Origin of the sequence: Streptomyces sp. NPDC005863 (assembly GCF_042871345.1) — a bacterium.
Classification (GTDB): Bacteria; Actinomycetota; Actinomycetes; order Streptomycetales; family Streptomycetaceae; genus Streptomyces.
Map to the genome: position 1 here is coordinate 621,530 of NZ_JBIAII010000004.1, position 11,285 is coordinate 632,814.

Here is an 11,285-nt window from a genome sequence, read left to right on the forward strand (position 1 = left end):
GCCGTGCGGGAGGGCCGGTGAGATGGCCGGCGGGCGGGCCGGGATTCAGTGCGCCGCATGGGCCGGCCGGCGCGGGGAGTGCTCGACGACGTCGGCGAGCCGGGCGAGCATGGCGCGGTGGCGCACCTGGATCAGGACGTCCACGGCCGCGGAGTGCAGCAGCCCGCCCGGCCCGCGCAGCGGATGCTCGTCCAGGATCACCAGCGTGTGCTCCCCCCAGGGCCGTACGTCGATGGCGATGCGCGCGGTGCCCAGCCGGCCGCTGTCGACCTCCAGCTCCAGCAGCCGGGGAGCCTCACATCTGCGCACGACGGTGTGCCCCGACAGCTCCCACGGCCCCAGCCGCACGGTGTACTCGATACGGGATCCCGTCTGCGGCCACGCATCGTCGACGGGCTTGGACTCATGGGTGCCCACCACCCACTCGCCATAGCGGGTGCCGTCCTCCAGGACCGCCCAGACATCGCGCGGCGGGCGTTCGATCAGTCGGTGCCGTACAGCCATGATGCGTTCCCACCCGTCATCGTCGGTTGACCCGTGACCGACCGGGTGCCCGGCCGCCGCAGACTCACCCCTTCATCACACCAGCCATCGGCCCCACCCGCCGCCCGCCGCACCCCGACCGGGTACCCCGCATACTCCTGGGCGCTCCCAGGAGCTCTTGGCGGCTCCTAGTAGGGGCCGTTGACGTTGTCGATCGAGCCGTACCGGTCGGCCGCGTAGTTGCAGGCGGCGGTGATGTTGGCGACCGGGTCGTAGCTGTCCGTGGAGGTGCCGGGCAGGTGGTAGGCGTCGAAGGTGGGGCCGATGACCTGCAGGAGTCCCTTGGACGGCGTGCCGGCGACGGCGTTGGAGTCCCAGTTGTTGATGGCCATCGGGTTGCCGGAGGACTCGCGCATGACGTTGCGGTGGATGCCCTCGTAGGAGGCGGGGATGCCGTGCTGGGCCAGGATGTCGAGCGACTCCCTGATCCACCCGTCGAGGTTGTTGGCGTAGGTCTTCTTCGCCGGGGCGACGGCGGGCTGGACGGCCGCCTTCTCGTGCGAGGAACGGTCGGCGCGCTGGGCCGGCTCGGAGCCCTTGCCCGTAAGGGTGAGCTTGACCCCGGGACGTATGAGCTGCGGGTCACCGCCCAGGACGCCGCGGTTGTCCTCGTACAGCTTCTTCCAGCCGCCGCTGACGGAGTGGTCCTTGGCGATCTTGGAGAGGGAGTCGCCCGCGGCGACGACGTAGGTGCCGGGGGCCGCGGCGGGCTTGGCGGCCGGAGCGGCCTGCGCCGCGCTCGCGCCGGTCGCGCCGAGCACCGGAAGGACGAGCACGGCCCCGCCCGTGCCGGCGGCGGCGATGCCCCGGTGCAGCGAGCTGGACTTGGGGCGGCGGTGCTTTCCCTTTGCGGGCATGACGAATTCCTCTCCGTCGCCTGCGAGGTGAGCTGTCGGGTTCGGACGGGAGATGTCCGGTCGCACTGCATGCGACTTCACCCCGAGCCGTGCCGGATTCCGGGACGGCGCTTACCTGGGTCCCCCGCTCCTGCCGTGCGTAAGTGAGTGGGTGGGAAGGGTTTCCGGGCAGCGGCAGGATTCGGCGTTCAGCCCGGGATTGACGGTGACGTTAAGCGAGAAAGCCCGGACGGAACAAGGCCAGAATTCGAATGACGAATGCGCAGGCCTGCTCCCCGGCCCCGGGAGCGGTCCCGCACGCAATGATCGAAAAACTCAACTTTCTTTGCCCAGAACGGAAATGCGCCCAACGCCGCCTCCGGGCACCACGCACCCCGACGTGACACATTTCACGGAACGAAGCACGGAAAAAGCGACTCGCGACCGCACCGGCACGGGCCATTCCACTGGATATACCTGCGATGAGTACAGCACTCCACGTACCCCCCTAATACGGGTAATCCATACGAAACTGGGCACCACAAAGTCGTATCTTTCCGCCACGAAACAGGCATAAGGCATACGGTGTTGAGCCAGTCACATCCGCGCACACGATTCCCGCACCCCCCGGCCCCAGGGCTATATCAACCACCCCGGCGCCCACCTCAACTCGCCCGGAGAACAGAGAAAAGGGGGCCGGGGGAGCCCGACCGGCCATTGCGGCAGGGCCCACCTGAGCAGGCGACAGAAAGAAAAGAGACGAAGAGATCAGGCAGGGAGGAGAAGGCCGATCAAACACAGAACGAAGAGCGCACCGGGCAATGCCGCATTCCGCGCCCGAAGGTGACGTACTGTCGGGAAAAAGCAGGAGAGGCGAACTCGCCTGCGCCCGGGCCGCGTTGCGACAATCTCACCCGCCTCCCGCCTCCCGCCGGCCGCCGCCCGGCCGATCCATTCCGTATCGCACGCAACAGCAAGGCGAGTTGACGAAATAACGGCCCCTGGCCAACGCCCCCCACCCAGAACCCGCCCCCGCGGACGAACACCCCGCCCCGCACGACCCCTCCCGCCGCGCCCGTTTGACATGCAACCAATAGGTTGCCAATCTGGTGGTGAGGGGGTCACAGGACATGGACGAGGTATTCAAGGCACTCGCGGACGCGAGCAGAAGACGACTGCTGGACCGGCTGAACGAACGGACCGGACAGAGCCTGCGCGAACTGTGCGCAGGCCTGGACATGACCCGCCAAGCGGTCTCCAAACACCTCGCGGTACTGGAGGGCGCCGGCCTGGTCACAGCGGTCCGCCACGGCCGGGAGAGGCTGCACTACCTCAACCCCGTGCCCATCCACGACATCGCCGACCGCTGGATCGGCCAGTACGAACGCGGCCGCATGTCCGCACTCAGCAACCTGAAACACGCCCTGGAAGGAACGGCGATGACCAAGCCCGAGTACGTCTACACCATCTACATCGACACCACCCCCGAGAAGCTCTGGAAGGGACTGACCAGCCCCGAATTCCTGAAGCAGTACCACGGCGGCTGGGCACCCTCCTCCGACTGGAAGGTCGGCTCCAAGGTGCTGTGGCCCGTCGAGGACGGCGGCGAACCCCAGGACCTCGGCCAGGTCGTCACCGAGTCACAGCCCGGCAGGCGACTCGCCTACACCTGGCACACACTGCAGCCGATGCACCAGGAAATGTTCGGCATGAGCGACGAGGACTTCGCCGAGGCGGCCAAGGAACGCTCCAAGGTCACCTTCGACATCGAACCCGCCGAAGACCCGGCCCTGGGCATGAAACTGACCATCACCCACGACGGCTTCACCACGCCCGACTCCAAGATGCTCGAAGGCGTCAGCGGCGGCTGGACCATGATGCTGTCCCACCTGAAAACCCTCCTCGAAAAGTCCTGACCCCCAAACTCCGAACCACCCGGCCGCCGTCTGACGACGGCGGCCACCCTCGACGGCAACCGTGCCAACTCCGCTTGCAGCAGCCCTACTTGAACACCGCGGCTGCGGCCAAGGCTTTTGCCCTGACGTGCTCACCCACGCGTCGGCGATCTTGGTGCCGTACTTTTGCGTTAAAAGGACACGCGCGGCCGCAAAGCTCCACCTCATCGCGTCGCCCAATCGATTGGAGAGCACGAGATGAGTCCAGGCGAAGGCAAGAGACATGGCTGGCGCTCTGCCGCCGCAGCCGCCGTTGCGACGGTGGGAATGCTCGCTGTCCCGGCATGCGGAGCCGATGGCACGCCACAGTCCGCAAAGACGCATGCCTCCCATTCGCCCGGGCCACAGACCGAGCCGGAGCCCGGCTTCAAGGACGCCTACGTCGCCGGGTACAACGAAGGCCGCAAGGTCTACGACGAGGACGGCAAGGGCGCGGCGGTACGGGAAGTCGCACACGGAGGCTGCGCCCGCCGAGCCTTGGACGCCGACACCCACGCCGATGGGGATCGCGGTTCCTGGGTGAAGGGCTGCCATGACGGAGTCATGGGTGCCCGGAAGAAGCCACCGGCTCACCCCCTGAGTGCCAAGCGAACCAACCCGGCACTTCTACGAAACTTTCGGGCGTGGGCACGCGCCGAGGGACATGGAGCCCTGGCCCGACATGCCGACCAGCTGTTCACCGTGACACTCGTCGGCCCCGACTACGACGTCGAGATAAGGACCGACTACACCTCTCGGAGCCAGGCCAAGAACCTCGCCAGCACTTTCGTGATCTGGTGGCACGGAGATGACGGCCACGGCATCGCGAGGAGTGTCGTCATCCTCGATGCACACAACCGTCACATCGCCATCAAGCCGCTGTGACCGAGCCTCCCGCCGCGCCCGACCCGCAGACCGGTCCTCGCTGACGGTCGCAGTCCTGACGGCCATGGGCCGGCCCGTACCGGCCCCACCCAGGACGCGGAGGGGGAGCGTCACCCTCGCCCGCGCCCCCGATACTCACGCGCCAGCAACCCCAGAGCCCTGAACACAGCCGGCCGGGCCGAAGAGACAAGAAGCCCGGCCCCCTTCACCCGAGCCGCCTCCGCCGTCGCCTCCTCCATCCCGATCAACGCCCGCCCCAACGCACGATGGGCGACGGGAAGATAGCCGACCATCGCCCGCCCGGCACCCAGACAGGCACACGCCTCATCGAGCTCCCGGCCGATCAGATCACCGGCCCCCGCCAACCGCCGCCCCGCCACCAGATCGCCCCGCCCCACCCCGTGACGATCCAGCACACTCCGCGGGATGTTCAGACGGCCGACCCGAAGATCCTCGGCCAGGTCATTCACGAAATCCAACCGCTGACTGCCATCGATGAACAAACGGCAGGCCTTCCGATAACCCACCGCATCCGCCCCCGGCGCGAGCACATGGGCCACCACCATGAACGCCGGCAGAGAGTACGCCTCGACGTAACGCTGGTAATCCTCCTCCGTACCAAACCCCGCAAAGTCAAGCTCGACCACCGTGCCCCCGAGGAACTCCTCCATGAGCACCGCCAGTTGAGGAAACACCCCGCAGGTGTACGACATCGCCCGCAGCACACCGTGCTCGCTGCGCCCCGTCACCAGAGCCTGACGAACCTGCTTCACCCACCACTCGTACGCGGCCGACCGCTCCTCCAACGAACCACCCTGGTCCAGGAGATGGTCGGTGTGATGCATGAACGCGGTCGCCGCCACCACATGAGGCACCACCGCGCCGGGCAGAAGCAGCCGGACGGCCGCGTACTGGGCAAACCGGTACCGCGACACCACACGCCGCTGACGCGAGAAGTCCGCACGCAGCTGCCCGCCCCGGACACCGGCCGCATCCAACGCGGCATCCCATGAACTCATCGATACACCCTGCCCCAAGATCGCGACGACGACGTACGCCAGCGCCTCATGCCCATCTACTACCGCTGACGACCCCGGCAACCTGACCGGCCGTCACCGGCACACACGCACCCCGCGACACGACGCCGGCAAGCCCGCCGCCCCGGACGACACGGCCCGCCGCCCCGGAACACACCGCACCCCCGGGGCGGCGAACCCGCGAACCCCCCCAGGCCCAGGCCTAGGCCCAGCCCCCCACCCGCAGTCAGCTGCCGCCCGCCCGATGAACACTGACGGCATAACCGCCCCCCTCATAGGGATCGGCACCCCACGTCGAGAAACGATCGACGAACACAAGACCAGCCGCGGCACAGTACGCGTCGTACTCCGCCAGAGAGATACCGGGCGGCACCGGCAGATGAGCCTCGTCCAGCCCAAACCCGGCGACCATGAGCCCACCGGGACGCAGAGCCGCGGCCAGACGGCCCACCACCACGGCCTCGGTACCCGCAGCAAGCAGCGGAAAGATGTTGCCGGCGGCCACCACAAGATCGAAGCCCGCCGCGACCCCCGACGCAGCCGGCTCGAACGAGGCCAAGTCCGCCTGAATCCACGGAAGTTCCGGAGCCTGCCGACGCGCCACCGCCAACATGGAAGCATCCACATCGACCCCGACACAGTCATACCCGAGCTCCGCCAGCCGGATCATGACCCGCCCGGTCCCGCACCCGGCATCCAACACCCGCCCCCCGTCAGGCACCAGCGCGGCACACAATCGCGCCTCACCATGCACGTCCCGGCCACTGCCCGCCAACGCCGCAAACCGAGCAGCGTAATCCTCCCCGGACACTCCACCGGTCAGCTCTTCCCAACGGTTCATGACGAACAGGGTAGGTGACCTGCACACAAGCACCCCCGACGCCTCTCACAGACCGGGCGGCCAGGCGGCGTGGCAGCGAGACATTGCGCAAACCATCAGGAATCGTTCCCCTGTCGCAGCAGTCGACGCCCCGAGGAAGCCCGCACGGAACCCAACCCCGGCAGGCACACCGCGGCCCAGACACTGCTCACCACCGGGCGGCACCACCGCCCCGGCCACCCCTGGGCGGGAGGAGGAACCGTGCCGATCAGCGTGGTCATCGCGGACGACCAGGAAATGGTCCGCAGAGGCTTCCGCATGATCCTGGAAGCCACCGACGGCATCGACGTACTGGCAGACGTCGCCGACGGCGAAGCCGCCCTGGCAGCCGCCCGCACCCACCACCCCGACGTCATGCTCCTCGACATCCGCATGCCCGAAATGGACGGCCTCGAAGTCAACCGGCGCCTGCGCCAGGACACCGAACAAAACCACGAACAGACGACCCGCGTCGTCATCGTCACCACCTTCCACGACGACGAATATGTACAGACCGCACTGCACGACGGCGTATCCGGCTTCCTCCTCAAAGACGCGAGCCCCGCCCTCCTGGTCGAAGCCGTCAAAGCGGCCGCCGAAGGCGACTCCCTCATCTCACCGGCCATCACCGTACGCCTGCTCCAAAACCTGGCAGCCCGACCAGGAAAACACCGGCCACCAACCCCCGAAGAACCCCTGACCCCCCGAGAAATCGAAGTCACCTGCCGCGTGGCCAAAGGCCTGACCAACGCCGAAATCGCCCAAGACCTCTACCTCTCCCTCTCCACGGTCAAAGCCCACCTCACCCACATCCAGACCAAACTCACCGCCCGCAACCGCGTCGAGATCGCCAGCTGGGCCTGGGAAACCGGCCTGTGCACCGAATGAACCGGCCACAACCACACACCCCCACAACCCGCCGGCCAAAGACCCCCACCACACCACCAGACGACGCCTACGCACCACAAAAGATCGACTGGCCCCTATGGGTGCAAGCCGGCTGCCTCCTCGGCCTGGCCGCACTGACCGCATGGGACGCACTCTTCCTGGAACACCTGTCACCCACCCCGAAAACAGTGGTGGTGACATGCGGCGCACTGTGCAGCCTGTGCGCCGTACCCGGCACCCCCGCCCCACTCACCGGCCGGGCAGCCACGGCAGCCACAGCTACCTGGTGCGTAACCTTCTACTTCCTGCTCGGGACCGAAGAAACCGGAGTATGGGGCGTCGGTGAAACCATCGCCCTATGGCTGCTGCTCGCAGCAATCCTGTGGCGCGCCGCACACCGAACCGCACTCATCCTCGGCCCCCTCCTCGCAGTCGCCTGCGTCGGCATCCCCCTCCGCGACGCGAACCCCGGCGAATGGACCCTGGTCTCCTCCCTCATCACCGCCATCATCGCGGCCTTCTCCCTACTGCTACGCGCACAGACAACCCAGCGAGCCAGAGACCTCGACGCAGTCCGCGCAGCCGAACGCAGAGCACTCGCCAGAGAACTGCACGACGTCGTCGCCCACCACATCACCGGCATCGCCATCCAAGCCAAAGCCAGCCGCTACGCACAAACCGACGCCCAAACCGCACACGAAACACTGCGCCGCATCGAATACGAGGCCACCAACGCCCTGGAATCCATGAAACGCCTCGTATCACTGATGCGCCGCGCCGAAGCAGTCCGCCAATCCCTGCAGAACGCCGCACCCACCAGCCTGGCCAGCCTGCAGCAAATGGCACGGGACTTCGAAACAAACGGCCCCCACACCGAAGTCGACCTGGAAAACGGCCTCGAAGAGAACCTCCCCACCGACATCCGCGCCGCCATCCACCGCATCACCAGAGAAGCCCTCACCAACATCCGCAAACACGCAACCGACGCCACCCACGTGCACATCACCCTGAACACAACCACCGAAGGAATCGAACTACGCATCACCAACGACGGCCACCAACCAGCCCCCCTCCCACACCGCGCACGAGGCGGCGGATTCGGCATCGCAGGCATGCGCGAACGAGCCGTATCCATGGAAGGACGACTGGAAGCAGGCCCCGCACACGACGGCGGATGGCAAGTCACCGCAGTCATCCCCCGACACCCCGCCACACCCTGACACCCCAGAAAAACAACGGACCAGCAACGAGAACCCCGCAACGCGAGCCCCCATAATCAACTCGAACCCAGAAGTCCACACAACGAGGAATCACACAGCGTACCGGCTCCTACATTCTGGTGATTCAACGACAGCCCCACGGTGCGTAACACCCGATACCCCGCCGGACGAACCTACCTTTCCCCCAGGGCACAACTTCGGCTGCCTTGAAGGCCAGTGCCAAGAAAAGGGAGAAACGACATGATGCTTCGCAAGGCAGTAACGGGCTGCGCCACGATCGCGCTCACCTCCGCCGTACTCACCGGCTACGCACAGGCGGCAGCCGAGCCGCCGCCGGCCCCCGCGCCGGCACCCGCAGCAGCACCGAGGGCAACCGTCACCCCGAGCACCATCCAGCGCGGAGACATGGTCACGGTCAAGGTCGCAGGAGCCCCCAAGCAATGCCGGGCGGTACAGGCAAAATCCCCCGCCTTCGAACAGACCACCGCCCTGTCCAAGAGCGGAAACCCGCAGGCCTACTCGGGCTACGCGAAGGCAAAGACCCAGGTCGCCCCCGGCGTCCAGCCGGTCACCATCGCAGGCATCGGCTGCGGCAAGTGGGTCGCAAAGGCAAAACTCACCGTCCTCGCAGCGCCCCCCAAGACCGTCAAGGGCGTCGTCACGGCGAAGGCCGGAATCAACGTACGCCAGCGGCCGACCACCGCCTCGCGAACCACCGGCACCTACCGCAAGAACCAGGCCATCGCCCTCATCTGCAAGAAGGCCGGCCAGCCGGTCGGCGGCAACCGCACCTGGTACCAGGTGAAGACCCCCCAGGGCTGGGTCGCCGCCCGCTACGTCAAGGCATACGGAAACGTACCCAACTGCAGGTAACCACAGACTCCCGACCCACCTGACACCCAGTCACAGGCCGAACAACACCAAGCAACACCGAGCGGCACGTCGCAATCGATGCGACGTGCCGCTCTTCGGCGCTGCGCCCGGGTGCTGTGGACTCATGCAGCCATCGAAGCCGCGTCATCCGGCTGGGGCTCCGGCTGAGGCTGGGGCACGACATCGTCCTTGCCTTCGTCATCCTTGCGCTGGTCGTCCTGCCCGGCACCGGGCTTCGGCTTCGGGCTCGTCAGCCACGAGGTGATCTTGCCGTTGGAGTACAGCTTGGCGTGCACCACACCGAGACCACCGGTCTCCCCGTACGTGATCTCGCCGCGACCATTGATCGTGCCAACGGCGCTGCCCTTGGACGTGATCTCCGCACGGAACTTCTTGCCGACCTTGTAGATCTTGGCGACCGAGCCGTCCACCATGCCGGTCACACGGACCAGCTTCTTGCCGCCCTTGCCCTGCTGGGCCACGACAATGGAGTGCGTCATGCCGGAGTGCGAAGCGGGAGAGACCGCGGTGGTGCCGGCCGGCGTGATGTCACCCGCATCGTCGGGGGTGGGGTTCGGGATCGGCTTGATGGGCTCGTCGTCGTCCGGGGTGGGGTTAGGAATGGGCTTGACGTCGTCCCGCTTCTGACCACCCTTGCCCTTCCCCTTTTCGGCCCAGACCTTCCCCTTGTAGGGGTGGAAGCTGTAGTCGACACCGTGATGCTTGAGAACGGTGCTGTTCGGACCGAGAGTGCCGATCTTCTTCCCCTTGTAGAACACATCCGCCGAGAAGCGGTCACCCGACTTGTAGATCTTGACCGTCGAACCGTCGAACATACGCTGCGTCTTCACGAGCTTGCCCTTGGCGGCAACAGCCTCGGCCGAAGCACTGACACCCTTGGCGGTATCGGCCGGCTGCTCGGCCGCGAAAGCAGCTGCCGGAGCACCAAAGGCGACCAGAGCGCCCAGGGTGACGACACCACAACGGACAGTACGGTGGGTACGGATCTCGCGCATTTCAATGCTCGCTTTCCAGGCTGGACGGAAAGGACCTTTTCCTTTCCTCCGACACCCACAAAGCTACGGATCCAAGGCACCTGCCCGCGTCAGCCTTAAAGCCATAGCAGTACTGGCCGAAAGTTCAATAGCCGACAGCGAATGCTCCTGTCACGCGATGAGGTCCGGGCGGCGATCCGGCCCCGCAGTGAGGCGGTTCCGAACTTCGAGTGCTCTGGGAATCCAAGGACTGAGAGGGAGAAATTCGGCACCCGAATGAACCCTCACAGAAGCGCAGGGAACGGTCAACAGCCCTACGAATACAAGGAAGTTGATGTATTCTGGAGGAATACAGATCGCCGCGAAGGGAGCCCCGCAAGTGTCGGAAAGGACACGTGATTTCGGTCATTACGGGGCTCGCGGCATCAAGGGCAGCGACGCAGTGGCACGTCAACTCGACCAGCTCACCGGCTATATCGCGACACCCATCACCGCCAAGCGCGGCCTCATGGCACGTCTGCGCTACCTGACGAAATCCGAGCATGCCCGCAAGGCAGCACGCGAGGCAGGCCTGACCGTCACCGACCGCACCATCAAGGCCTGGTTGGAGGGAAAACAACGCCCCTCCAACTCCAGTCTGAAGCAGATCGAAGCCGCCTACCGCGCGGTGCGCCGCCAAAACGTGGCCCGCTATTTGCTGCGCCGGCTGAATGATGGGGGAGGGACCCGGGTGGAAATCCATCCGTTCAACCAGTCCCAGGTCGACCGCAGGTTCCAGAGGGTGCTGGAGTACCGCAGTCTCAACATTCGACGATGGGACATGCTGATCCGGGCTTGGGCAGCAGGAGACGCCGGCGGTCTGGACGATGCGTGGGTCGATGTCATTGTGGACCTCGGGTCTCAGTGGGGGAAGTACGAGTATGTTTCGGCTGTGGGGTTTGCGGCATAGAATTTATGGGGTGTCAAATGCCCTCGGGGGAGTCGGAGTTGACGCTCCGTCAGCCGCTAGTTGGGGCCCGCGCTGTTGTTGCTGCCGTTTTTGTGAAAGCTGCGGAGCGGATTTCACTCTGGGATTCGCGGAGCGAATTCCAGCACGCGAATTGCGGAGCAATTCGTGGGATGGGCAACGGAGTTGACCGGCCCCGGCCGCGCGGAGCGGGGCCGGGTACCGCCGCGTAGCGGCGGCGCGGCGTGTCTGCGGAGCAGACCGCGCGC

General features: G+C 66.2%; 11 protein-coding genes and 1 riboswitch. Of the genes, 6 read left to right on the forward strand and 5 right to left on the reverse strand.

Annotation, left to right across the window (positions count from 1 at the left end; all coding sequences use genetic code 11):
- Window positions 1-45: 45 nt before the first annotated feature.
- Window positions 46-504, reverse strand: coding sequence for an SRPBCC family protein (locus ACFYO9_RS19120; RefSeq protein ID WP_358714017.1), 459 nt, complete (start codon window positions 502-504; stop codon window positions 46-48).
- Between the two features lie 167 nt (window positions 505-671).
- Complete coding sequence (locus ACFYO9_RS19125; protein WP_358779079.1) at window positions 672-1,400, reverse strand: LysM peptidoglycan-binding domain-containing protein; 729 nt, start codon at window positions 1,398-1,400, stop codon at window positions 672-674.
- Between the two features lie 4 nt (window positions 1,401-1,404).
- A riboswitch (cyclic di-AMP (ydaO/yuaA leader) is annotated at window positions 1,405-1,564 on the reverse strand.
- Between the two features lie 945 nt (window positions 1,565-2,509).
- Here ACFYO9_RS19125 and ACFYO9_RS19130 point away from each other — a divergent pair.
- Together ACFYO9_RS19130 and ACFYO9_RS19135 are read left to right on the forward strand one after the other, a co-directional pair.
- Window positions 2,510-3,295: a metalloregulator ArsR/SmtB family transcription factor gene (locus ACFYO9_RS19130; RefSeq protein WP_358779080.1), complete on the forward strand. Its 786-nt coding sequence runs from the start codon at window positions 2,510-2,512 to the stop codon at window positions 3,293-3,295.
- A 237-nt stretch (window positions 3,296-3,532) separates the two neighbouring features.
- On the forward strand, window positions 3,533-4,198 hold the full coding sequence (locus tag ACFYO9_RS19135; protein WP_358779081.1) for a hypothetical protein: 666 nt from the start codon (window positions 3,533-3,535) through the stop codon (window positions 4,196-4,198).
- Between the two features lie 110 nt (window positions 4,199-4,308).
- Here ACFYO9_RS19135 and ACFYO9_RS19140 read toward each other — a convergent pair whose 3' ends face one another.
- Window positions 4,309-5,217: a squalene/phytoene synthase family protein gene (locus tag ACFYO9_RS19140; protein WP_358779082.1), complete on the reverse strand. Its 909-nt coding sequence runs from the start codon at window positions 5,215-5,217 to the stop codon at window positions 4,309-4,311.
- Between the two features lie 244 nt (window positions 5,218-5,461).
- Window positions 5,462-6,076, reverse strand: a complete 615-nt coding sequence (locus ACFYO9_RS19145) for a class I SAM-dependent methyltransferase (RefSeq protein ID WP_358779083.1) — start codon at window positions 6,074-6,076, stop codon at window positions 5,462-5,464.
- Window positions 6,077-6,316: 240 nt separating this feature from the next.
- Between ACFYO9_RS19145 and ACFYO9_RS19150 the strand changes: the two genes are divergently transcribed.
- The 3 genes from ACFYO9_RS19150 (at window position 6,317) to ACFYO9_RS19160 (ending at window position 9,075) form a co-directional block, all read left to right on the forward strand.
- A complete protein-coding gene (locus ACFYO9_RS19150) occupies window positions 6,317-6,982 on the forward strand; it encodes a response regulator transcription factor (protein WP_358779084.1) in 666 nt (221 codons plus the stop codon).
- Window positions 6,979-8,202, forward strand: a complete 1,224-nt coding sequence (locus ACFYO9_RS19155; RefSeq protein ID WP_358779090.1) for a histidine kinase — start codon at window positions 6,979-6,981, stop codon at window positions 8,200-8,202. Before ACFYO9_RS19150 ends, ACFYO9_RS19155 begins: the two co-directional genes overlap by 4 nt.
- 240 nt (window positions 8,203-8,442) lie before the next feature.
- On the forward strand, window positions 8,443-9,075 hold the full coding sequence (locus ACFYO9_RS19160; RefSeq protein ID WP_355820338.1) for an SH3 domain-containing protein: 633 nt from the start codon (window positions 8,443-8,445) through the stop codon (window positions 9,073-9,075).
- Between the two features lie 122 nt (window positions 9,076-9,197).
- On the opposite strand, the gene ACFYO9_RS19165 is transcribed toward ACFYO9_RS19160, so the two are convergent.
- Complete coding sequence (locus ACFYO9_RS19165; RefSeq protein ID WP_358779085.1) at window positions 9,198-10,091, reverse strand: hypothetical protein; 894 nt, start codon at window positions 10,089-10,091, stop codon at window positions 9,198-9,200.
- Between the two features lie 358 nt (window positions 10,092-10,449).
- On the opposite strand from ACFYO9_RS19165, the gene ACFYO9_RS19170 reads away from it, so the two are divergent.
- Window positions 10,450-11,019 carry a transcriptional regulator gene (locus tag ACFYO9_RS19170; RefSeq protein WP_358779086.1) on the forward strand — a complete coding sequence of 190 codons (570 nt, stop codon included), beginning with the start codon at window positions 10,450-10,452 and terminating at the stop codon, window positions 11,017-11,019.
- The last annotated feature ends 266 nt before the right edge of the window (window positions 11,020-11,285 follow it).

What these genes read in the sequence shown, in the direction of transcription:
- ACFYO9_RS19120 (WP_358714017.1), bottom strand. Translation starts at nt 504, where the DNA reads ATGGCTGTACGGCACCGACTGATCGAACGCCCGCCGCGCGATGTCTGG.
- ACFYO9_RS19145 (WP_358779083.1), bottom strand. Translation starts at nt 6,076, where the DNA reads ATGAACCGTTGGGAAGAGCTGACCGGTGGAGTGTCCGGGGAGGATTAC.
- ACFYO9_RS19140 (WP_358779082.1), bottom strand. Translation starts at nt 5,217, where the DNA reads ATGAGTTCATGGGATGCCGCGTTGGATGCGGCCGGTGTCCGGGGCGGG.
- ACFYO9_RS19125 (WP_358779079.1), bottom strand. Translation starts at nt 1,400, where the DNA reads ATGCCCGCAAAGGGAAAGCACCGCCGCCCCAAGTCCAGCTCGCTGCAC.
- ACFYO9_RS19135 (WP_358779081.1), top strand. Translation starts at nt 3,533, where the DNA reads ATGAGTCCAGGCGAAGGCAAGAGACATGGCTGGCGCTCTGCCGCCGCA.
- ACFYO9_RS19155 (WP_358779090.1), top strand. Translation starts at nt 6,979, where the DNA reads ATGAACCGGCCACAACCACACACCCCCACAACCCGCCGGCCAAAGACC.
- ACFYO9_RS19160 (WP_355820338.1), top strand. Translation starts at nt 8,443, where the DNA reads ATGATGCTTCGCAAGGCAGTAACGGGCTGCGCCACGATCGCGCTCACC.
- ACFYO9_RS19165 (WP_358779085.1), bottom strand. Translation starts at nt 10,091, where the DNA reads ATGCGCGAGATCCGTACCCACCGTACTGTCCGTTGTGGTGTCGTCACC.
- ACFYO9_RS19130 (WP_358779080.1), top strand. Translation starts at nt 2,510, where the DNA reads ATGGACGAGGTATTCAAGGCACTCGCGGACGCGAGCAGAAGACGACTG.